The organism is Micromonospora sp. DT228 (assembly GCF_049841595.1).
Lineage (GTDB): Bacteria > Actinomycetota > Actinomycetes > Mycobacteriales > Micromonosporaceae > Micromonospora.
Map to the genome: position 1 here is coordinate 92695 of NZ_JBNCKO010000013.1, position 22730 is coordinate 115424.

Genomic DNA, 22730 nt, shown 5'->3' on the forward strand with positions numbered 1-22730 from the left:
GTATTCGTCGCACGGGCCAACGCACGCCTCAACATGCTACGTCTGGCCATCGTCCGAGTGCCCGGTCGGGTGTGGGCACTGCAACTACGCCACCCCGATGTCTCTCAACCGGCTCACTCGCTACAGCGTGGCACGCGACCCTGAGCCGGTCCTTCGGGTGGTGAACGGCATGGGCCTGTGGAAGGCCGTGCTCTCCGGCGGCGGTGAGCCGATGGTCGAGCCAGAGTTCTGCGAGCGTTTCGTCAACGAGGTCGACTCGCCGAACCTTGAGGAGATCGAGCTGATCACGAGCGCGCACTTCGCCGCGGACGAGGCCGAGACGCTCGCCCGGCTGAACGCGCTCGTCGCGGCCTGGCGCAGTCGCGCCGCGCACCTGGCGCGTGCCAGCCTGACAATTCGGATCAGCCTTGACTGGTTCCACGCCCAGCGGATCGGCGTCGAGCCGGCGGCGCGTGTCATCGAGATGTTGGGCCAGCCGGGGTTCGAGGACGTCCACTGCTACGTCCGCTCGGTGCTGCTGGAGCGCGACAGCACCACAGCGGATCTGTGCGCGCGCCTCGGCGGTCAACTGACCGAGGTGCGCGACTACCAGCAACGAATCCAGTTGCCGGATGGGCGTGAAATTCTGGTGTATTACAAGAACCTCATCGTCGATGGCCGGATGAACCAGCGTAAGCTCTCCCGGCTGCCGGTCGACCTGCCCACCGAGTCGAAGGCCGACGTGTTCGGCAAGCGGTTCGTCGGCGAGAGCGGTGAGCATGTCCCGGCCCGCACGTACAACGGCCCGCAGGTGCGGCATCTCGACGGCCTGGCCTGTCTGATCCTGGACGACGGCAGCGTGCGCATCCTGGAGGGAAATGACCCGCACCGCAGCCCCAGCGCCAGGGCGGTGAGCGGTTGGGACGAGGCCATCGAGTTCCTCTACACCGATCCCCTCACGGTGTACCTCGTGGACCACGGGCCACAGGCGTTGGCTCAGCTGCTCGCGCAGTCCTTTCCGGACGCCGCGCGGGTGGCCACCGACACCAACCAGCTTTACCACCTGACCGAGCTTCTCCTTGCCACCCCCGAACGTCGTCTGTGCGCGATGCTGTACGCGCTCGACATCCACCTGAAAGAGGGCCGGGTCACTGCCGACCGGGCCGTGGTGGAGCAGGCATGGCGCACCTTGGCCGAGCGCGGTGTGGCGGTGCCCGCCCGGGAGACGCCGTGACCCGCGGCGGCGTTCGGATCTACCCGGTGGTCGGACCACCCGGAGCGGGCAAGACGACAGCGCTGCTGTCGTTGGCGGCGGTACACCCGTCGCTGGCTCGCTTCGGTGTCCGGGACTACGGCCTCGATCTCGCCGACGCGGGTCACCCGTTGGGCCTGGAGCTGCGGGAGGATCTGCTTCGTGGTGCGCTCCTGCCCGACCACCTCGTCCGCCAGGAGTTCACGCATTTTCTCGATCACCTACCGAAGCGGGCCGACGTCGTCACGGTCGAAGGGTATCCACGGGACCTGGCCCAGACCGAGCACTTCTTCGAGGTGGTCCGGGCGGCCGGCGCTCACGTGGCGGCTATGGTCGTCATCGATGCGCCGGACGACCTTCTGTGGGTGCGGGTGGCACAGCGGAAGATCTGCGCCTCCTGCGGCCGTCCGGTCGCCGGGGATGCCGCGATCCGTTGCTCGAGGTGTGGCGGATCGGTCGTACGGCGAGGTGACGACGAAGAAGAGCGGGTTGCCCGTCGGGTCGCCGACTACCGCCGGCTTGCCGCCGAGGTGGGCGAGTACTTCGGCGAACGTGACCTGCTGAGGACAGTGGACGGAACACGTGGCGTGGCCGTGGTGCGTGCGGAGCTACAGGAAGTGTTGATGAGCGATGACCGTTAACGAGACCGGCGAGGGATTAGTCAGTACGGACATGATGGAAATGCGTCGGGCGGCGCTGGACGCGATGGCCGACCTACCAGGTCAGAACCCTGCGAGTCCGCCCTTCGCCGCCGTCAGGGTCGATGCGGGACCGATCCTGGCCGCCGCGCAGTCGGATCGGGTGCCAGGTGCTCTGGTGGCGGCGGTCGTCGATCGGCTCGACCGTACGGTCGGCCGCGAGGGGTGCGGCGCCGCCCTGGTGACGGGGTTGTCCGGCGTGTTCGACCTCCCGGCGACGCGGCGCTTTCACGAGGCACTCTTCCGCGCGGTGTGGCGCGAGATCGAGCCGATGGTCGGTGCCGAGGTGCCCGGCCGGGGGTACCGCACGAAGGTGAATCTGACGGCGGACGGGGCGATCCCGCTCGAGCTGTACGGCAGCCGGTGGAGCTTCAAACAGATCCACATGGACCGAGACGCGCTGTTGTTCTCGCACTGCTACGGCCCGGTCTCCGGCTACGACGGTGGAGAGGTGATCCTCGCTGACGCACGCTCCTATCTGAATCGCCACCGCGCGCGCTTCACCGACCTGTTCGAGTGGTCGGAGGAGGCCACGCCCGGCAGCAAACCGGTGTTGCGAGCGGAACACCAGTCAGATGTGATGGCCGAGTGTGGCGTCAATCTCGGTTGCCTCGATTCCGACCAGATTCTCTTCGTCAACAACCTGCCCAGCGCCGGCATCCTGCACGGCGCCACACAGGTTCAGGTGCGAGATCCGGCCAACTATCTCCGCGAGTTCCACAGGTGCAGCGTGCGACGGCTCGCCGACGGCGAAGACGGTGACCCAGCGGCAGACGCGGGCAGCGGAGGTTCACGATGACAGCGGTGTCACGCAGGACCGGGATCATCGGGACGCTGGGGCCGATCAGCGAGACCCGTGCGTGCATCGACGGGCTCGTCGCTGCCGGACTTGACACCGTGCGGCTCAGCATGAGCAACGGGACACGGGAACGGCACCGCGCGACCGCCCGACGGGTTCGCGAGATCGCCTCTGAGCGCGCCCGTCAGGTGACACTGCTGGCCGACCTGCAGGGTAGGAAGAACAGGTTGGGCCGATTTCCCGACGGTGGCGCCGAGTGGGCAATTGGTGAAGAGGTCCACCTCACTGCCGAGCCCGGATCGCTGGACACCCATCGCACCTGGACCACCTACCGCTGGGACGCCGAGCTGACGCAAACTGGCGCCGCGGTGTTCATCGACGACGGCGCTATCGTGCTTTCCGTGCAGGAGGTGCGCCACGATGAGCTGAGATGTGTCGTGGTCAATGGTGGGTCCGTCACCGACGGTCGCGGGGTGACCCTGCCCGGAGGGACCGTCTATCCACCCGGGCTGACCGATCGCGATGTCGATGATCTGATGTTCGCCCGTGACCTGGGTGTCGAGGCGGTCGCGCTCTCGTTCGCGGAACAGGCCGAGGACTGTCACGCGGTCCGCGCGCTGGCACCTGATGTGGCCATCATCGGCAAGGTGGAGAGCCCAGCGGCGATGCGCCACCTGCCCGCACTCGCGGACGCGTTCGACGGACTGATGGTCGCGCGGGGTGACCTGAGCCTGGAGATTCCGTTCGAGGACGTACCAGCGGCGCAGGAAGCTGTGCTTGATGCCTGTATCCGTCGAGGCAAGCAGAGCATGGTCGCGACCCACGTGCTGCACTCGATGCGTGTGCACGTCCGGCCAACACCCGCGGAGGTAGCAGACGTCGCGATGGCGGTGCGATCAGGCGCTGGTGGCCTCTTACTGACCGGAGAGACGGGGTACGGCCGACACCCTGTCCATGTGGTGGATGTGCTGCGCCGACTTATCGAACGTGCGGAGAGGGACTGGCCACCGGTCCACCGGTAGATGGGGCGTCGTCACCAACTCCCAAGGTTTCTTCAGACGAGGAGTACTGATGTCACGGGGATCGATTCTTGCCCAGCCGGTCGTGTCGGTGGTCCGCGATCATGCGGCGGGTCACGACGAGAACGCCACCTTCCCGGTCGAGGCGCTGGCCGCGATGCGTACGCACGGTCTGCTCGGGATGCTGGTGCCGACCGAGTACGGCGGCCTGGGCGAAGACCTGTCGACGTTCCTCGAAGTGGCGTCCGAACTCTCCGCGCACTGCCTGTCGACGGGACAGATCTGGGCGATGCACTGCTTCCAGGTGGACGCCGTCATTCGGTACGGCTCAGCCGATCTGAAGGCCACGTTGCTTCCCAGGATCGCCGCCGGCGAGGTGTACATCGCGTCGGTGACCAGCGAGGGCGGCCGTAAGGCCGACCTTCTCACTGCTGTCACGCCGCTGCACGTGGACGGCGAGCGTGTTGTTGTCGAGCGGGCGGCGCCGGTGGTCACCGGTGGACGGTGGGCGGATGGATTCCTCATCACCATGCGGGCCTCGGCCGACGCACCGGAGTCCGAGGTGTCGCTGGTCTATGCCGATCGCGCCGATCTGCACGTGGAACCGACGAGCCAATGGAACTCCCTGGGAGTACGGGCCACGGAGAGTGTGGGGATGCTGTTGAAGGGAGCGGTGCCATCCCACAACGTGATCGGCGGGCCGGCCCGTTTCCCCGAGATCGCCAGGGAGAGCATGGTGCCGATGTCGCATCTCGGTTGGTCGGCGTGCTGGCTGGGCACGGCTCGGGGCGCCCTCCGTGAGCTGATCCGATGGTCAGGGAAGTCCCGTGACTCGCGCCATGGCGGATCCGCCCACTCGGATCTCTTCTACGAGCGGATCGGGCGGGTCCGGGTGGCGCTCGAACTGGTCAGTTCCTACCTGGGACGGGCACGCGATGAGGTCGAGCGTGCCAGGATGTCCCAGCAGCCGCTCAGCAGTCCTCGTCATCGCCTGCAACTGAACACACTGAAGGTAGTGGCGTCGGACCTCACCTTTCGCGCGATCGACGACATGCTCCAGCTGGCCGGCCTTCGGACCGGATACCTGAAGGACTCGGAGATTCCGCTGGAGCGGCACTTCCGTGACCTGCGTTCGGCTGCCCTCAACCACGCCAACGACGGTCTCCTGGTCGGCATCGGGGCGCTGACCATGATGGACCGCGGCGTCTCGCTGATCTGAGAGCGGACGACAGACATGCCTACATACGTGGTCAAGCTCGCCAGACCGGTGCCCGCCTCGCACAGCGACCACCTATCCAAACGGGTGTTCTATGTCGCTCCGGACATCACCAACTTCATCCTCCTCTGGGAGGGTGACCGGGTCACCGGAGTCGAGCTCACCACCGGAGGTGAGACGGACCCGCAGATTCTGGCCCGGAAGATCGAGGAGATCAGCCGGGCCGAGGTGCTGCCGCAGCGGCTCCTTGCGTCCGACGTGGTTTGGCGGTCGCCGCACCCCGTGGTCGCAGCCACCGACATCTTCGCCGAGTTGGTGAAGCGGGGCGTCGTGTACGAAATGGGTGAAGGGGCAATCGCCACCGCGGCTGCGTTCACAGACGTCCTGGAGGCGCTGGACCGACAGTTGAGCAGCATCGCCACCGACCACTTTCAAGCGGTGGAGTACCGCTATCCGACCCTGATCAAGACGTCGGCGCTGCGCCTGGGCAATTATCTGAGGTCGTTTCCTCAACTGATCATGTACGCGGGTCGGCTCACGTCTGATCTGGAGAACTACCGGCGGTTCCTGGACGAGATCGACGAGGGCGCCGACGCGGACAGACTGCTCACGCGACACGGCGAGCACTCCGGTTACTGCCTGCCGCCGACGATGTGTTTCCACACCTACCACCAGCTGAGCGGCACCACACTCGCCGACGACGACTCCGTCATCACCTCGCGCGGACAGTCGTTCCGGTTTGAGTCCCGCTACCAACGATCGCTTGAGCGGCTGTGGGACTTCACCATCCGGGAGATCGTCTTTCTCGGTGACGAGCATGCCGTGACGCAGCGACGAGAACGGTTCCTTCATGAGGCTGGCGAGTTGGTCGCCGACCTTGGCCTCGCGGGTCTGGTCGAGTCCGCCGACGACCCGTTCTTCGGCGACCGCGAGGTGGCTCGACGCGGCTTGGCGCAACGACTGAGACGGTTGAAGTACGAGCTGCGGCTACCGGCCGAAGATGGCCGCACCATGTCGGCGGCGTCCTTCAACCTGCACGGCACGATGTTCGGCGAGGCCTACGACATCCGACTGCCGAGCGGGCAGAAGGCGCACACGGCCTGTGTTGGTTTCGGACTTGAGCGGTTCACGTTCGCGCTCTTCTGCCAGCACGGTGCGGATCCGGCCGCTTGGCCGGAGCACGTCCGCGACCGGCTCGTCCTGCCCCCACGGCACACATCAAGGGAGTAGCCATGAGTTCACCGGCCATTGACCGCACCTATCTCAGGTCGATCGCCCTGGGGTACCGGCTCAGCCAGGCGCTGTTTGTCTTCGCGGAACTCGGCGTGGCGGATCTCCTCACTCGTGGGCCAGCTTCCGCGCAGTCGATCGCGGAGAAGACCAGCGCCGATCCCGCCGCGCTGCAACGACTCCTACGAGTCGCCCAGGGGATGGGGCTCGTCGCCGAGCAGGCGGACGGACATCTGACGCTTACCGATCGGGGCCGCCTACTCTGCCGCGACGCCGAGGATTCGATGTGGCCGCGGGTCCGCTCGGTGGGCGAATCCTGGCACTGGGGCCCGTGGCGGCGGCTGCTGGACACCGTGGTCGCAGGTAGGTCCGCGTTCGAGATGGAGCATGGGATCAGCTCGTTCGACTACTTCGACCGTACGCCCGGCGCGGGCGACACCATGATGAATCGAGTCACCGACGAGGCGCGGCAGCGCGGATACGCCATCGCGGATGCCTTCGACTTCTCCTCGGTCCAGACGGTTGTCGACGTTGGTGGCGGTCGCGGCGGCATCCTGGCGGCGATTCTCCGGCGCCACCCGCACCTGCGCGGGGTGCTCTTCGATCTTCCCTACGCCGTGGCCGACGCCGCCGCCGTCTTCAGCGAGTCGGGCGTCGCGGACCGGAGCGAGGTGGTCGGCGGGGACTTCCGGGTGGACCTGCCGAGAGGCGGGGACGTCTATCTACTATCCGCTGTGGTGCACAGCTGGAGTGACGACGAGTCCGTCCGACTGTTGGGCCGCTGTTTCGCCCAGACCGATCGGGTGCTCGTGGCCGACGAGGTGATCGACCCCGACTCGGCGCAGATGGACGCACTGCTGAAGGACCTCCAACTTATGGTCTTCTCGGGGGGTCGGTTGCGTTCGCTGGAGGAGTACCACGAGCTCTTCGCCCGAGCTGGGGCGAAGACGGTGCGACACGCGCCTCTCAGCAGAAACGAGGTATTGGTGGAAGGAGCCCGGTGAGGTACGCGGCATCGGCCACACAGTCCAACGATCGGGCGCTGTGGCGGCTGCTCGCCGCCTACGCGAGGCCCTACCGGGCAACGGTCGCTCTGATCGTGGTGCTGCAGTCCATCCAGACGATCGCACTGCTCTACCTGCCAACACTGAATGCCGACATCATCGACAACGGCGTTGTCGAAGGTGACACCTCCAGGATTCTGCATACCGGTGTGGTGATGGGGGTGGTGACGCTTGCCGAAGTCACCGCGACCGCCTTCGCCGTACGGCTGAGCGCGCGAACCGCGCTGGCGGTCGGCCGGGATCTCCGTGCGGCCGGGTTCGGCCAGGTGCAACGCTTCTCGGCGCGTGAGATCCAGCAGATCGGTGTCCCGTCGCTCGTCACCCGCACGACGAATGACGTTCAGCAGGTGCAGATGCTGTTTATGTCCGCGCTGACAATCCTGGTGGTCGCTCCGGTCATGGCGGTCGGCGGGATCGTCATGGCCATCGCGCAGGACGTGGCATTCTCACCTCTCCTCATCGTCCTGGTGGTCCTGCTCGGGATCGTGGTGGCCGCTCTGATCCGGCGAATGCGGCCGATGTCGTATCGGGTGCAGGCACAGATTGACACCATCAACCGGGTGCTCCGGGAGCAGATCGCCGGCATCCAGGTGATCCGTGCCTTGGCCAAGGACCGGTTCGAGCAGGACCGTTTCGCCCGCGTCAACCGCGAGCTCGCCGATGTGTCGATCCGGCTCGGCCGGGTCAGCACCCTGCTCCTGCCGGTCGTGGTCAACCTGGTCTGTGTGTGCAGTGTCGCGGTGGTCTGGATCGGCGCGATCCGCATCGAGGCCGGCGCCACGCGGATCGGCGCCATCACCGCGTTCCTCACCTACCTGGTCCTGGTGCAGGGTGCGGTGTTGACCGCCGCGTTCGTCATCATGGGGCTGTCCCGCGCCGAGGCGTCCGCGACGCGGATCGAAGAGGTGCTGCGGACCGAACCGAGTGTCGTGCCGCCGGCTGACGGGGTGCGGTCGTTGCCCCGCCGTGGCTGTGTGGAACTTCGCGACGTGCGGTTCGCCTTTCCGAACGCCGATCAGGACGTTCTGCACGGGGTGGACCTGTCGGCCGATCCTGGCTCCACCACCGCACTCGTGGGGTCCACGGGATCCGGTAAGTCGACGTTGATCGGTCTGGTCTGCCGGCTCTTCGACCCCACCAGCGGACAGGTGCGCGTTGGTGGGGTCGACGTGCGAGACCTGGATCCGGCGACACTGTCCCGGGCCGTGGGCCTGGTACCGCAGAAGGCTCACCTGTTTCGGGGAACGATCGCCTCCAACCTGCGTACCGGTAAGCCCGAAGCGACCGACGAGGAGCTTTGGCAGGCGCTGGAGATCGCCCAGGCACGGGAGTTCGTGAAGGAGATGAACGGCCAGCTCGACGCCGAGGTTTCGCAGGTCGGCGGAAACCTGTCGGGCGGGCAGCGTCAACGGCTGTCCATCGCGCGCGCCCTGGTGCCGCGACCACAGATCTACCTGTTCGATGACTGCTTCTCGGCTCTGGACTACGCGACGGATGCGGCGCTCCGGCAGGCTCTGACGACCCATCTGGTCGATGCCACGATCCTCGTCGTGGCGCAGCGGGTGAGCACCGTGGCGCGGGCGGACCGCATCGTCGTTCTCGACCAGGGACGCGTGGTAGGCGCCGGCACCAACGACGAATTGTTGAACAATAGTCCGGTCTACCGTGAGATCGTCTTCTCGCAGACGGGGGAGCGCGTGGCATGAGCCGTAAACCGACGGTCAGGGTGCCGCGTCCGGCGAGCCGACGCCTGACAGGAGGCGGCAACGATGCCGCCGAGCCGGCCGGGTTCCAGCGCACGGCGCGACGGCTGCTCGGGCTGATCCGTCCTCGTCGACGGCTCGCCGCGGTGGCGGTTGTGGGCGCACTCAGCATTCTGCTGAACGTGGCCGGTCCCCTGATCCTCGGTCACGCCACCGACTTGATCTTTTCGGGCATCGTCGGGCGCCGGTTCCCGGCGGGCATGACCAAGGCTGAGGTTATCGAGCAGCTTCGCGACTCCGGCCAGCAGGAGATCGTCCCGCTGCTGAACTCGGTCGATTTCCGCCCTGGCCGCGGCATCGACTTCACAGCGCTCGGCCTGACCCTCCTTGCTGCCCTCTGCGTGTACGTGTTGTCCGGATTGTTCTGGGCGCTGCAAGGCAGGCTGACCACCGCGCTCGTGCAACGGACGGCGCAGAACCTGCGCCGGCAGGCCGAGGAGAAGCTGTCTCGCCTTCCGCTGTCGTACTTCGACCGGCAGCCGCGCGGCGAGGTGCTGAGTCGCACGACGAACGACATCGACAACGTGGCGACCAGCATGCAGCAGACGATCAGTCAGATCACGAACTCGTCGCTACTGCTCGTCGGCGTACTGGCGGTGATGTTCTGGATCTCACCCCTGCTCTCGGTGATCGCCCTGATAGCCGTGCCCGCCTCCATCCTCGTGACAAGGGCGCTCGGCAAACGGTCCCAGGCGCACTTCTCCAAGCAGTGGAACCTGACTGGCGAACTCAGCTCATCGATCGAGGAGGCATACTCCGGGCACATGGTCGTCAAGGCCTTCGGCCGTGAGGCCGAGATGGAGGCCGAGTTTCGGAAACGGAACGAGGAGCTGTACCAATCCGGGGCTCGCGCTCAGTTCGTCAGCGGAATGATCGGGCCGGCCACAACCCTGCTCGGAAATCTCAGCTATGTGCTCGTCGCCGTGATCGGCGGATTGCAGGTGGCCTCTGGCGTCCTGTCCATCGGCTCTGTCCAGGCGTTCGTCCAGTATTCTCGCCAGTTCACCCAGCCGTTGATGGCCCTCGCGAACCTGTCCAACCTCGTGCAGTCCGGGGTGGCGTCCGCCGAGCGTGTCTTCGGATACCTCGACGAACGCGAGGAGGACTTGTCCGGAGGTGCGCCTACTGCGGGTCGTCTGCCCGTCGCGATCAGGGGTCATGTTCGCTTCGAGTCGGTCAGCTTCCGCTATCGGGTCGATCAGCCGTTGATCGAGGATCTCTCGATGACCGCCGAGCCCGGCCAGTTGATCGCCATCGTCGGTCCGACGGGCGCGGGAAAGACGACCCTGGTCAACCTGCTGATGCGGTTCTACGAGCTGACGGGCGGTCGGATCCTCATCGACGGTGTCGATATCCGTGATCTCGACAAGGAGATCCTCCGGGCCAACATCGGCATGGTGCAGCAGGAGAGCTGGCTGTTCCACGGGACTGTCCGGGACAACATCGCATACGGCGGGGATGGCTCGGATGACGAGGCCATCCAGGCCGCCGCGACGGCGGCCCAGGTGGACCACGTCATCCGTACCCTCTCGGACGGTTACGAGACGGTGGTGGACGACGACGGCACCGGGGTGAGCGCCGGTGAACGTCAGCTCATCACGATCGCCCGCGCGTTCCTCGCGGACCCGGCCATCCTCGTGCTCGATGAGGCGACGAGCTCGGTGGACACCAGGACGGAGATTCTGATCCAGCAGGCCACCGCCCGGCTGAGGCAGGGCCGCACCAATTTCGTGGTGGCGCACCGGCTGTCGACCGTGCGGGAGGCCGACCTCATCCTGGTGATGGACCACGGCCGGCTCGTCGACAAGGGTACGCACGAGGATCTTGTGGCCGCCGGGGGCGCTTACGCGCGGATGTACCACGCGCAGTTCGCCGTCCCTGCTACCGGGGGGAAATAGGGTGCCAGGCATGAGGCCGAGCGGTGCGTCATTCGGCGTGGGGCTGGTAAGCGGCCCGACAATCGTTCCGTTCGTCGCCGCCGCCGTCGCATCGATACGACGGCACAACGCAGACGTCCCGGTCACCGTGTATGTCGACGAGGCGAGCCCGCAGTTGCACCGCCTCGCGCCCACTCTGGCGGTCGATCTGGAGCGGGTCATCACCGGCACAGAGAACCTGTGGGCACCGTCGCCGACAGAGCGAGACAGGCTGTCCGCCCAACTGCTGAAGATCAAGTCGCTTCTCCGCACCAGACATGACTCCTATCTCTATCTGGACCCGGACAGTCTGGCGCTCGGCGACGTCGGTGACATCCAACTTGACCTTCGTCACCTGCTGGGTGACCACGCCGACGTCTTCGTTCTCCCGTACCGGGCCGAGCCAACGGTGTGGGGGAGTAGACACCGATACTTCGACGATCCGGAGATCGACGAGGAGACCGCCAATGCTCTTCTCAACGAGACATACGCGCTCTCCCTGCCCGTCTCGGTCCTGGGTGAGCTCAGACGCTGGGACAGTGGCGTGATCTACGGTGCGGGCGCCGCGCTGCGACTGCTGGCGAATCGGTGGATGGAGTTGCACCGTCGAATGCTCGGCGCACTCAAACGACCGTCGATACTCGCCCACGACGACCTCAGCCTCTCGGTCGCGTTGTGGGAGCTGCGCGACCTCATCCGGGTTGCCGAACTACCCGAGCGTTGGAATTTCAGAGCCGGTCCGCTGCTCGGCCTCGGGCCGGACACACCTGAGATCCAGCCATCGGCTCTTGGCGGCGTGCGGGTCCTGCGACTGGCAGGAAACAGGCTTGACGCCTGGGGTCTGCGGGAGGTGCGGGCCGCGCTCCACGGGTTGGACATCGATGGGCCGCTCGGCAGAGCTACCTGAACAGCCGTCGAGAGCCCGTCCCGGGCGATGTGGACAGTCAGACAACGTGCCTTGACGAAGTGAAGGATGAGGGGGTCGGGTAGCTGTGGTTGAAGGTGGAACGACTGAGGCGGCGACGGTGGCCGCGGGTTGGCCGGACGGTTTCGAAGACCTGCTACGGGCGAATCTTCCCGAGATGAGCGCCGAGACCGTCATCACGCCGGATTTGAGCCTCCCGGCGCACGGCCTCGATTCCTTGGGCACCGTCAGTCTGCTCCTGGCCCTGGAGGAGGAGTACGAGGTGAGTCTGCCGGACGATCTGCTGAACGTGGAGACTTTCGCGACGGCTGGCCGGCTCTGGTCGGTATTCGAGCAGATGGGGGTCGGCAACGGTAAGTCCTGATCAAAACTCTACGCCCGGCGCTACCACTACCGCTTCGCGGTCGACGTCCCCGCCGAGGACGCGGTGGTGTGCGCGATCGCGCAGCGCGGGGCCTGGGACAGCCGCTCGACGAGCTGTCCCAGGCCTGCCGTGGAGAAGGCTCAGTAGCGACGCAGGACGCGCTTGTCGGCATCCAGGTCGCGGTCCAGCTTGAGCACGATGAACTCGTTGTTGTCCGCCTGGCCGGCGGTGCGGCCCGAGGACGACGGGAAGTTGTTGTCGTTGAGGACGGCGATCGTACGGTCGTCGAGGATCACCACGTCCTCGATGGTCTGGAACGGGAACGTGAAGGTGCTGCCGAAGCCGCCGACGTGCCGCGGGTTGGCGATGTTCATCAGGTCGGCGACAAGCGTCTTGTCCAGGCGTCCGTCCCGGTTCCGGTCGCGCTTGTCGGCCAGGTAGATCCTCTTCACCTTCGCCGTCTCGCCCTGGCCGTTGTCCCGTTCGATGATCAGGAAGCGGTCGCGGTCGACCATGATCGCGTCACCGATCGCGTGCTCGGCGGCGTCGAGCGCGTAGGTCCAGTACCGACCGGTGTAGGCGTTGGTCCGGACGTCGAACTCGTTGAGCCGGACGGTGCCCGTCGGGTCGCCCGCGACCGTGCCCTCGAGCAACGGATAGAGCGTGCCGCCGTCCGGTGACTGGGCCATGCCCTCGAAGCCCTTGCTGCTGGAGATGGTGGCCGGGGTCGTACCGCGGGTCGGGTTCTCCGGAGCGAACACGCCGGGCAGTGGCACGGGCGCCTGCAGCAGGCGGCCCGCGCGGTCGAAGTGCAGCAGGTACGGGCCGAACTCGTCGCCGATCCAGTACGTGCCGTCGGCGGTCCGAGTGATCGACTCGACGTCGAAATCGGCGCCGGTGAGCACGCGGTCGGCGCGGGTGAGAGCGAACGGAACCTTGCCGTACGGGTCGGTCAGGTTGATGCCGCCGACCACGTCGACGGCGCCGCCGGCGAAGCCGGGCGCGACCCGCTGGACCCGCAGCAGGAAGTCCGCGCTGTTCGCCTTGTTGCCGAAGCCGTTGTCGGACAACACGTCGAAGGTGCCGTCGGTGTTACGAAGGACGCCGCTGAACCCCTGGACCGGTTGGTCGGCGAACGGCGGGGTGATCCCGTTGATCGGGGCAGTGCCGAGTGCCGCGCCGGACGGTTCGCTACCGGGGACGAATGTCGCCGCCGGCAGCATGGCGAACTTGATCAACTCGGCTCGGTGTCGCGTGCTCTGCTCGGCCGCGGAGGCGGCCCCCGGCAGCGTCAGGATCAGCGCGGCCACCGCAGCGCCCACGCCCACCCGCTTGCGTACTGCCATCAATCCTCATTTCGTGGAGAACGAAGGACCATGGTGATCCGATGGCAAGGTAGAGAGACGCGGTGAACTCGGCCTGGCCACAGGGAATCCGCACCCGGACCGTGCGGTGACCCTTCGACGCGTGTCGGTGGTCAGCGGGGCAACGGGGGCAGCGTCGGGCTGTCGAGCCAGGCGGCGAACAGGTCGTCCAGGGGCTCGCGGGCGAAGCGCTGGGCGTGCAGCCGGAACTGCTCGGTCGTGACTGTCGCGTGCTGGTGCTCGGCGACCCACGCCCGCAGCAGCGCGAAGAACGACTCGTCGCCGACCCTCCGGCGAAGGGCGTGCACCGTGAGCGCGCCACGCTTGTAGACGAGCGGGTCGAACATCTCGTCGACGCCGGGGTCCGCGACGACGACGGTGCGCGGGCGAGCCGCGACCCACGCGTACCACCGGGCGGCCAGGGCGTCTGTCGGCAGGTCGCCGCAGACGCCGGACCACAGCCACTCGGCGTACGTGGCGAAGCCCTCGTTGAGCCAGATGTGCCGCCAGTCCGCCACGGTGAGGCTGTTGCCGAACCACTGGTGGGCCAGCTCGTGCACCACCAACCGCTCGTGCGTGCGCCGCCCGTCGACGTGGTTGCGGCCGAACACCGCCATGCCCTGCGCCTCGACCGGGTCGTCGAGGTCGTCGTCGGCGACCACGACGACATACTGCGTGAAGGGGTACGGCCCGAAGAGCCGCTGCAGCGCCGTCATGATCTCGCCGTGCCGGCCGAAGTCGTGGGCGACGGTGCGGCGCAGCGCGGGCGGCACCGCCACGCGCTGCACCACCTCGCCGACAGCCAGGTCCACCATCTCGTAGCGGCCGATCTGGACGCTCATCAGGTACGGCGAGGTGGGCTCGTGCCGCTCGTACACCCAGGTCGTGGTGCCCGCGCCACGGCGCTGTCGCACGGGATCGCCGGTCACCAGGACGGTGTACGGGGAGGAGGTCGTGACCGCCACCCGGAAGGTGGCCTTGGCGCCGGGCTGGTCGTCGCACGGGAACCACGACGGCGATCCGTTCGGCTGGCTGGCCACGAGCACCCCGTCGGTGAGCTCCTCCCACCCGAGGTTGCCCCAGCGGCCGGAGATGGGCACCGGCTTGCCCGCGTACCGGATCTCCACCCGGAAGGTGTCTCCGACGCCGATCGGCCGCTCGGGTTTGATCTGCAGTTTGTCCGGGCGGTGCAGGTACTTCGCCGGGCGCCCGTCCACCCGGACGTCCTGGACGCGGAGCCGACCGAGATCGAGGGTGAACCGCGACAGCGACTGCACGGCCACCGCGGTGAGGTCCGCCCGGCCACCGAGGCGGTTCGTCGCGACCCGGTAGTCGAGGTCGAGGTCGTAGTGCCGCACCCGGTAGCCGCCGTTGCCGTGCTCGGGCAGGTAGGAGTCGCCGGAGCGATCGGCGCCGGGTGTCGCGCCGCTCGACGTCGACGCCGCCTTCGGATTCACGCCGACCGTGCCGCTGGCGCCGGCCAGGTGGTGATCGGGTTACCCAACCACCGGCTGTCGCACGGCACGGCGTCGCCGCGGGTCACGAGCGAGCCGGGCCCGACGGTGGTCCGCGCCCCGATGCTCGCGCCCGGCAGGACGATGCCGTGCGGGCCCAGCGCGGCCCCCGCGCCCAGTGTCACCTCGTCCATGCTCATCACACGATCATGGAACAGATGGGTCTGCACCACACAACCGCGGTTCACCGTCGCGCCGTCGCCGAGGCGCACCAGGTCGTACTCGGGCAGCCAGTAGGTTTCCAGCCAGACGCCCCGGCCGATCGTCGCGCCGAGCGTGCGCAGCCACGCCGCCAGCAGTGGCGTGCCGGTCGCGAAACGGACCAGCCACGGCGCGGCGAGGACCTCGACGAACGTGTCGGCGAGTTCGTTGCGCCAGACGAAGGACGTCCACAGCGCGTGCTCGGTGACCCGGAAGCGCCCGACCAGCAGCCATTTCGCGGCCGTCGCGAGGGCGGCGGCGATGATCGCCGCGCCGAGCAGCACCGGCCCGGCGGTGAGCGCGGCCGCCCACCACCCGCCGGTCCGCCAGACGAGCGCGAGGACGGCCAGGACGCCGACCGCCAGGGCGCCGGCGCACATCACCGGAACGATCCGGCACAGCTCGATCGCGGCCCGCGCCAGCTTCAGCCGCAGTGGCGGGTCGAAGGTGCGGCTGGTGTCGGCCGCCTCCACGGTCCGGCGCAGCGGCATCGGCGGCGCGCCGAGCCACGACGAGCCCTTCTTCGCCTTGAACGGCGCCGACGACAACACGCCGACAAGCCCACGCTTGGGCACCGAACGCCCGGGCGCCGCCATCCCGGAGTTGCCGAGGAACGCCTGCTTCCCGATGCGGGCCGGAGCGACGCGCAGCCACCCGTGGCTCAGCTCGTAGGTCGCGACCATTGTGTCGTCGGCCAGGAAGGCCCCGTCGGCGACAGTTGTCATCGCCGGCACCGCGAGCACTGTGGAGGCCTCCACCCCGCGCCCCACCTTGGCCCCCAGCAGCCGTAACCACACAGGCGTGAAGAGACTGGCGTAGAGCGGGAACAGCCCGACCCGCGCCAACCCCATCAGCCGCTCGGTCGTCCACACCTGCCACGCCACCCGCCCCCGCACCTGGTGGTACCCGGTGCGCAGGCCGATGCTGAGCGCCCGGACAGCCCCGAGGATCAGCAGCGCGTAGCCCAGCAGGTAGGCGACGCTCGCCACCGCGACGGAGGCCAGCACCGCGCCGACCGTCGGCCGGACGGCGAGCGTCCAACCCAGCAGGGCGATCGCCGGCAGGGCGGCCACGACCGGCACCAGCCCCAGCAGTTGGGCGGTCAGCGCGTACGCGATCGGCCAGCCGCGCGACCGCAGTCGCGTTCGCGGGGGCCGTTGACCGGGCCATTCGGCGGGATCCTTGGCAGCGGGTGCGGCAGGCGAGCCGGCCCAGCGCTGATTCGCCGGTACGGCGCCGGTCACCGTCGAGCCGGCGGCGATACGCGCGCCCTTGCCGACGCGGGCGCCGGGCATCAGGGTGCTGCGGGAACCGACCCGGGCGCCCGCGCCGACGCGGACCCTGCCGACATGGACGACATCGCCGTCGACCCAGTGGCCGGACAGATCGACCTCCGGCTCGATCGCCGCGCCGCGACCCAGCTTCAGCAGGCCGGTGACCGGCGGCGCGGAGTGCAGGTCCACGTCGGGAGCGATGGACGCGCCGAGCGCCCGGGCGTACGCGGTCATCCAGGATGCCCCGGCGACGCCTGTGGCGCCGGTCAGCTCCGCGAGGCGTTCGGCGGCCCACAGCCGCAGGTGTACGCCGCCACCGCGCGGGTAGCTGCCGGGGCGTACCCCGCGCAGCAGCAGTCGCGCTCCCGCGGCGGCCAGGGCGATCCGGCCGAGCGGACTGAACAGCAGAAGCCAGCCCAGCGCCACCCACCACCACGGCACGTCAGGCGCCCAGGGTGTCGGCACGAGCAGGGTGAGCACGGTGCCGAGTGCGGCCAGGACGGTCAGCCAGCGCAGCCCGACAAGCGCGAGCATCGGCGTCATCAGCGCGGCCTGGATCAGCCCGGCCCGCCTCGGCGTCGGCCGGACCTCACGACGGACCGCCGCCGTGGTGTCGAGCGCGTCGAGCATCGTCGCGAGGCGCGACAGTTTCGGGTGGAGGTAGATGTCCGCCACCGAGACCCGGGGGTGCCGGCGACGGATCCACGCCACCAGTTGCGCCGCGTTCAGGCTCCCGCCGCCGTGACTGAAGAAGTCCGCGTCGGCCTCGGTGGGGCGTACGCCCAGGATCTCGGCCCAACCGCCGGCGAGCCACTCCTCCGTCGCGGTCAGCTCGCCCGCGGTGTCCTGCCCGGTGGCCAGCGGCCAGGGCAGCGCGGCCCGATCCACCTTGCCGGACGTGCGAGTCGGCAACTCGTCCACCACGGCCAGCAGCGGCACGAGCGCGGCCGGCAGTTGCTCACGGATCCGCAGCGCCGCCGACGCGGCGTCGAACGTGACACCGTCGTGCGGGACCACGTACCCCACAAGCAGTTGGTTGCCGGCGGCGGTGCGTTGCACGGCCGCGGCGGCGCCGGCGACGTCGGGCAGCGCCTGGAGCGCGGCGTCGATCTCACCCAGCTCGATCCGGCGTCCGCCGAGCTTCACCTGTTCGTCACCGCGGCCGACGAACAGGAGTCCCGCGGGCTCCGCCCGGACGATGTCGCCGCTGCGGTACGCCCGCTGCCAGCCGAGCGCGGGCAGCGCCGCGAACTTCTCGGCGTCCTTTCCCGCGTCCAGGTAGCGGGCGAGGCCCACCCCGCCGATCACCAACTCTCCTGTCGCACCCATCGCCACCGGAGCGCCGGAGGGGTCGACCACCGCGAGGTCCCAGCCGGCCAGCGGCAGCCCGATGCGGACCGGCCCCTCGCCGGTCATCCGCGCGGCGCAGGCCACCACTGTCGCCTCGGTCGGTCCGTAGGTGTTCCAGACCTCGCGGCCCTCCACGGCCAGGCGCTGCGCCAGTTCCGGCGGACATGCCTCGCCACCGAAGATCAGCAGCCGGACCTCCTCCAACGCCTCGACGGGCCACAGCGCGGCGAGCGTCGGGACCGTCGACACCACCGAGATGCGCTGCTCGGCCAGCCACGGACCGAGGTCGACGCCGCTGCGGACGAGCGCCCGAGCGGCCGGCACCAGGCAGGCGCCGTGCCGCCACGCCAGCCACATCTCCTCGCAGGACGCGTCGAACGCCACCGACAGGCCGGCCAGGACCCGGTCCTGCGGACCGATCGCCTCGCTGGCCTCGTCGGCGAGGAACAACCGCGCCTCGGCGTCCACGAAAGCCGCCGCCGCGCCGTGGCTGACCGCCACCCCCTTCGGGGTGCCCGTCGAGCCCGAGGTGAAGATGATCCAGGCGTCGTCGTCCGGGCCGGGCCGGCCGATCCGACCCCCGGGGGTACGACGCGGCGACACCACCAACCCGTCCCCGAGGACCGCCGCGGCTCCCGCCTCGGCGAAGACGAGCTCGGCGCGCTCCTCCGGATCGTCCGCGTCCACCGGCACGTAGGCCGCGCCCGCCGCGAGAACGCCGAGGATCGCCAGGTACAGCTCGGCCGTACCGGAGGAGATCCGGACACCCACGCGGTCGCCGACACCGATGCCGTGCCCGGCCAGCGACCTGCGGACGGCCTCGACCTCGTCGGCGAGGTCGCGGTACGTCAGTGCCGTGGCGCCGCTGTCGAGCGCGGCCGCGTCGGCGTGCGCGCGCACGGAGTCGTCGAGAATGTCGACGAGCGTGCGGCGGGCCGCCGCCGGGGAGGATCGGAACACCGCGGGGACCGCAGGTGCGGCAACGGTCGGCGGTAGCGACACCACCTGCGGTTCACGTGTCACGGGCACCCGGCGTTCACCATCTTCGTCTCACGGATCGGCGTCTACCAGGCGTGCGGCATGCGGACCCGCCCTGGGCAGCCCTCAACGCTACGTGGCATCCGGTCGGAATAGGCGGCGAAGCAACGGCTTCGTGTCCACCACCACAGTTCACGCAGCGTCCAATCCCGATCCCGCTCGCACCGCGGAGAGCGCACCCGACAGGGCCGGAATCCGCGACGCCTGCGCCCTCGGCGATCCGGCCGCTGGTGGGGGAGAATCGACTCATGTTTGTCATCAGGGAGCGGTTCTTCTCGATCGGCGACGACTTCGACGTGCTCGACGAGCACGGCGCCAAGGTCTTCCACGTCGACGGCAAGGTGCTCAGCGTCCGCAACAAGGTCGTCATCGAGGACGCGTCCGGGCAGGAGGTCGCCACGCTGCACCGGCACCTGGTGGCGCTGCGTCCGACGTACGAGATCCGGATCGGCGGCGAGAAGGCCGCAGAGGTCCGCAAGAAGCTGCTCACGCCGTTCCGCGACAAGTTCACCATCGACGTGCCGGGGCCCAACGACCTGGAGATGAAGGGTGACCTGCTCGACCACGAGTACGTCATCGAACGCGACGGCACCGAGGTGGCAGCGGTCTCCAAGCGGTGGCTGACGATCCGGGACACCTACGCCGTACGGGTCGCGGCCGGCATCGACCCGCTGCTCATCATCGGCAGCGTCCTCGCGCTCGACCTGGCCCTGGACCGCGACAAGAAAAAGGACAAGAAGAAGGACGACGAGGACTGACCGACGCGGGCCTGTTTGGTGGTGTGTCCTCCAACAAGGTGAAACCTGAGCCATTTTCCCCTTCTGCCCGGGATCGCCACTGACCGTCAGTACGGTGAGTGTCGGGCGATCGAGCAGGTCATCGTGGCACCGGTGCCCAGCCGCCTGCGCTGCGCGCGCCGCTCGGCTGTGCTCGCGACCGCCTGCGGCTTCGGCGGGGTCGCGTTGGCGCCACGCACGTCTGCCCGCGTTCGGAAACCACTTACCAACGAGGGGGAAGAGACATGCTCGGTATCTCGCTACGTCGGCCGAAGACCATCGCCGCGACGCTCGCCGCCGCGACGCTTGTGACGGTGCTCGGCTCAGCCGCCCCACATGTGTACGCGGACGGCGGTGGGCATCCCACCCCGGACCCGGGGCATGGCGACAGACCGACAGTCGTCCTGGTGCACGGCGCCTGGGCCGACGGATCGAGCTGGAGTGGGGAGGTTCGCAGGCTCCAGGCCCGCGGTTTCGAGGTCCAGGTCGCGCCGCAACCCAGCCGGGGGCCGTCGATCGACAGCGGCTACCTGAAGGACTTCCTGTCCACCATCGAGGGTCCCATCGTGCTCGCGGCCCACTCGTACGGCGGTTTCGTGGCGAGCGACGCCGCGACCGGCAACAGCAACGTCAAGGCCCTCGTGTTCGTCGACGCGTTCGCCCCGGACAAGGGGGAGACCGTGGAGGAACTCACCGCCGGCTCCGGCTCGGTGCTGGAGCCGGCCCTGACCGACCCCACGAGCGTGTTCAAGCTCGTGCCGTTCCCCGGCGCCCCGGAAGGCGCCGTCGACGCGTACGTCCTGCCGAAGGTGTTCATCCCCGGCTTCGCCAACGGTCTGCCTCGGCGGCAGGCGGAGGTGCTCGCCGCGTCCCAGACCGCCCTGGCCACGAACGCCCTGGCGGAGCCGGCCACCGAGCCGGCGTGGAAGACGATCCCGGTGTGGGCGGTCGTCGGGACCGAGGACCGGGTCATCCCGCCGGCCCGCCAAGAGGAGATGATGAAGCGGGCGGGGGCCGACATCACCCGGATCGACGCCGGCCACCTGGGCCTGATCTCGCATCCCGATGAGGTTACCGAGGTCATCCTGGAGGCGGCCCGGACGACCGCCTGACGGGACCTGAAGACATCGGCGGCACATCTCCGGAAAGACAGAAGCGCGCCTGCGAAAAGGCCGGCCGTGGCATCGCGGTGAGGGATGCCACGGCCGGTCGTGGTGTCAGTCGGTCGCCGTGGCAGCGGCCTCGATCTGATTGGTGACCGCGCCCGCGTCCGTGACCATGGACAGGTGGGGGGCGTTGATCTCGACGGTGTGCGCCTTGGCCCTCTTGGACATGGCGATCTGCTGAGCGGCAGGGATGACGGCGTCCTGCTTGCCGACCACCGACCACGACGGGATGGTGCGCCAGGCCGGCTCGCCGGACTCCTCGGCCAGGGCGTTGAAGGCCAGCGGACGCTGCCGGGCGGCCAGCACCGCCACGTCCTTTGCGGGAATGCCCCTGTCGGCGAACGCCTTGCCGAAGACCGACGGCTTCACGTAGAGGTTGACGTTGTGCGGGTCGTCACCGGGGATCGCGACCTGGTCGAAGACTGTGGACGCTTCGGCCGCGAAGACCGAGCCCGGCACGGCCGAGGTCAGCGACAGCACGGTGTCGTGCGTGTCGGGGACGTACGCGTCGACGTACACCAGGGCCTTGACCTGCTTGTCGCCCAGGGCGGCGTTCGTGATGACCATGCCGCCGTAGGAGTGCCCGACGAGGACGATCGGTCCGGTGATGGTGTCCAGGTACGCGCGGAGGTTCTCGGCGTCCTTGCTCACGCCCGACAGGAGATTCGGCGGCGTGACCACCCGGTAGCCGTCGTGCTGGAGCTTGGCCGCCACCTTGTCCCAGCTCGACCCGTCCGCCCACGCGCCGTGCACGAGCACGACTGTCGGCTTGGCCGCCGCGGGGCGCGACGGGTGGGATTGCACGACGTTGCTCGGCGAGGCCTGCGCGGTGCCGATTCCGGCACCGGTCAGGGTGAGGGCGCCGATGGCCGCGCCGACGTAGAGGAGGCGGCGCCGGGAGAACAGTTTCACGGTGTTTCCTTTCACTTCTGCACAAAGTCGAGCAGGGCGGCATTTACCTGATCGGCGTGGGTCCAGGCGATGGCGTGCGGCCCGCCCTCGATGACGAGCAACCGGCTGTCCCCGAGGAATGCGGACAGGCGCTGGCCGGTCACCCCGAGAGGGAGGACGCGGTCCTGGTCGCCCTGGATCACGAGCACCGGCACGTCGATCGTGGACAGGTCTTCACGGAAGTCGGTGAGCCAGGTCGGGATACAGGCCACCGCGGCGACGGGAGATCCGGCCACGGCCACGTTCAGACTGGCCTGGAACGCCTCGTCACTGACCAGCGAGCCGCCGTAGACGTCGAGGTTGTAGAAGTTCCCCAGGAACTGCTGGAGCCACGCGTTCCGGTCCGCTTCGGCGGCCTGGACGAACCCATCGAACAACGACTGCGGCGCGCCTTCGGGATTGTCGTCCGTACGCAGGAGAAACGGCGGGATCGGCGACATCAGTACGGCCTTCGCGACCCGCTCGGTGCCATAGCGACCCAGGTAACGGGCAACGTCGCCGGTTCCCATCGAGTGACCCACGAGGATGGCGTCGCGTACGTCCAGTTCCGTGAGCAGCACGTTCACATCGCTGGCGAATGTGTCGTAGTCGTATCCACCGGCGGGCTGGCTGGAATTGCCCCAACCCCGTCGGTCATAGGTGATCACGCGGTATCCGGCCGCGAGCAGCGCGGAGACCTGCTTCTCCCAGGCCCGCCCGCTGAGCGGGTAACCGTGACTGAGCACCACAGGCGTACCGGCGCCGTGATCCTCGTAATAGATGTCGATCGGGTCGGCTCCCTCTGAGCCAACTGTGACACGGGGCATACGCACTCCTTGGGCTTGCGTTCCACGCTGGGAACCTCGCCAAAGGTACGGATCTGGAGCGTTTT

The 22730-nt window shown here is 68.5% G+C and carries 18 protein-coding genes; 13 read left to right on the top strand and 5 right to left on the bottom strand.

Features of this window, described 5'->3' with window-relative positions:
• Positions 1-169 precede the first annotated feature (169 nt).
• The 11 genes from ACLQ29_RS24285 (at position 170) to ACLQ29_RS24335 (ending at position 12225) form a co-directional block, all read left to right on the top strand.
• Positions 170-1213, top strand: a complete 1044-nt coding sequence (locus ACLQ29_RS24285) for a hypothetical protein (protein ID WP_425773774.1) — start codon at positions 170-172, stop codon at positions 1211-1213.
• Positions 1210-1872 (top strand): adenylate kinase family protein, encoded by a 663-nt coding sequence (locus ACLQ29_RS24290; protein ID WP_425773775.1) that lies wholly within the window; start codon positions 1210-1212, stop codon positions 1870-1872. Before ACLQ29_RS24285 ends, ACLQ29_RS24290 begins: the two co-directional genes overlap by 4 nt.
• A complete protein-coding gene (locus ACLQ29_RS24295; protein ID WP_425773776.1) occupies positions 1862-2728 on the top strand; it encodes a hypothetical protein in 867 nt (288 codons plus the stop codon). Before ACLQ29_RS24290 ends, ACLQ29_RS24295 begins: the two co-directional genes overlap by 11 nt.
• A 5-nt stretch (positions 2729-2733) precedes the next feature.
• Positions 2734-3750, top strand: coding sequence for a pyruvate kinase (locus ACLQ29_RS24300; RefSeq protein ID WP_425773777.1), 1017 nt, complete (start codon positions 2734-2736; stop codon positions 3748-3750).
• 49 nt (positions 3751-3799) lie between these two features.
• Positions 3800-4966 carry an acyl-CoA dehydrogenase family protein gene (locus tag ACLQ29_RS24305; protein ID WP_425773851.1) on the top strand — a complete coding sequence of 389 codons (1167 nt, stop codon included), beginning with the start codon at positions 3800-3802 and terminating at the stop codon, positions 4964-4966.
• A 15-nt stretch (positions 4967-4981) separates the two neighbouring features.
• Positions 4982-6193, top strand: coding sequence for a hypothetical protein (locus ACLQ29_RS24310; protein WP_425773778.1), 1212 nt, complete (start codon positions 4982-4984; stop codon positions 6191-6193).
• Positions 6194-6195: 2 nt separating this feature from the next.
• Positions 6196-7197: a methyltransferase gene (locus tag ACLQ29_RS24315; RefSeq protein WP_425773779.1), complete on the top strand. Its 1002-nt coding sequence runs from the start codon at positions 6196-6198 to the stop codon at positions 7195-7197.
• On the top strand, positions 7194-8963 hold the full coding sequence (locus tag ACLQ29_RS24320; RefSeq protein ID WP_425773780.1) for an ABC transporter ATP-binding protein: 1770 nt from the start codon (positions 7194-7196) through the stop codon (positions 8961-8963). Before ACLQ29_RS24315 ends, ACLQ29_RS24320 begins: the two co-directional genes overlap by 4 nt.
• Complete coding sequence (locus tag ACLQ29_RS24325) at positions 8960-10918, top strand: ABC transporter ATP-binding protein (RefSeq protein ID WP_425773781.1); 1959 nt, start codon at positions 8960-8962, stop codon at positions 10916-10918. Before ACLQ29_RS24320 ends, ACLQ29_RS24325 begins: the two co-directional genes overlap by 4 nt.
• Before the next feature lie 10 nt (positions 10919-10928).
• On the top strand, positions 10929-11843 hold the full coding sequence (locus ACLQ29_RS24330; protein WP_425773782.1) for a hypothetical protein: 915 nt from the start codon (positions 10929-10931) through the stop codon (positions 11841-11843).
• Positions 11844-12018: 175 nt separating this feature from the next.
• Positions 12019-12225 (top strand): phosphopantetheine-binding protein, encoded by a 207-nt coding sequence (locus ACLQ29_RS24335; RefSeq protein ID WP_425773783.1) that lies wholly within the window; start codon positions 12019-12021, stop codon positions 12223-12225.
• A gap of 140 nt (positions 12226-12365) precedes the next feature.
• Here the strand turns inward: ACLQ29_RS24335 and ACLQ29_RS24340 are convergent, their stop codons facing one another.
• From ACLQ29_RS24340 to ACLQ29_RS24350, 3 genes are all read right to left on the bottom strand, one after another.
• A complete protein-coding gene (locus tag ACLQ29_RS24340) occupies positions 12366-13571 on the bottom strand; it encodes an esterase-like activity of phytase family protein (RefSeq protein ID WP_425773784.1) in 1206 nt (401 codons plus the stop codon).
• 131 nt (positions 13572-13702) lie between these two features.
• The gene (locus ACLQ29_RS24345; protein ID WP_425773785.1) at positions 13703-15046 is read right to left on the bottom strand and encodes a M1 family metallopeptidase; all 1344 of its coding nucleotides are present in this window, start codon (positions 15044-15046) and stop codon (positions 13703-13705) included.
• Complete coding sequence (locus tag ACLQ29_RS24350) at positions 15043-18951, bottom strand: Pls/PosA family non-ribosomal peptide synthetase (RefSeq protein WP_425773852.1); 3909 nt, start codon at positions 18949-18951, stop codon at positions 15043-15045. Before ACLQ29_RS24350 ends, ACLQ29_RS24345 begins: the two co-directional genes overlap by 4 nt.
• 263 nt (positions 18952-19214) lie before the next feature.
• Here ACLQ29_RS24350 and ACLQ29_RS24355 point away from each other — a divergent pair, with 263 nt between their 5' ends.
• Together ACLQ29_RS24355 and ACLQ29_RS24360 are read left to right on the top strand one after the other, a co-directional pair.
• Entirely contained in the window at positions 19215-19724 is a 510-nt protein-coding gene (locus ACLQ29_RS24355; protein WP_425773786.1) for an LURP-one-related/scramblase family protein, read from the top strand.
• Positions 19725-19987: 263 nt separating this feature from the next.
• Positions 19988-20854, top strand: a complete 867-nt coding sequence (locus tag ACLQ29_RS24360) for an alpha/beta fold hydrolase (RefSeq protein WP_425773787.1) — start codon at positions 19988-19990, stop codon at positions 20852-20854.
• Between the two features lie 105 nt (positions 20855-20959).
• Here ACLQ29_RS24360 and ACLQ29_RS24365 read toward each other — a convergent pair whose 3' ends face one another.
• A complete protein-coding gene (locus ACLQ29_RS24365; RefSeq protein ID WP_425773788.1) occupies positions 20960-21820 on the bottom strand; it encodes an alpha/beta fold hydrolase in 861 nt (286 codons plus the stop codon).
• Between the two features lie 11 nt (positions 21821-21831).
• The gene (locus tag ACLQ29_RS24370; RefSeq protein WP_425773789.1) at positions 21832-22665 is read right to left on the bottom strand and encodes an alpha/beta fold hydrolase; all 834 of its coding nucleotides are present in this window, start codon (positions 22663-22665) and stop codon (positions 21832-21834) included.
• Positions 22666-22730: the final 65 nt, after the last annotated feature.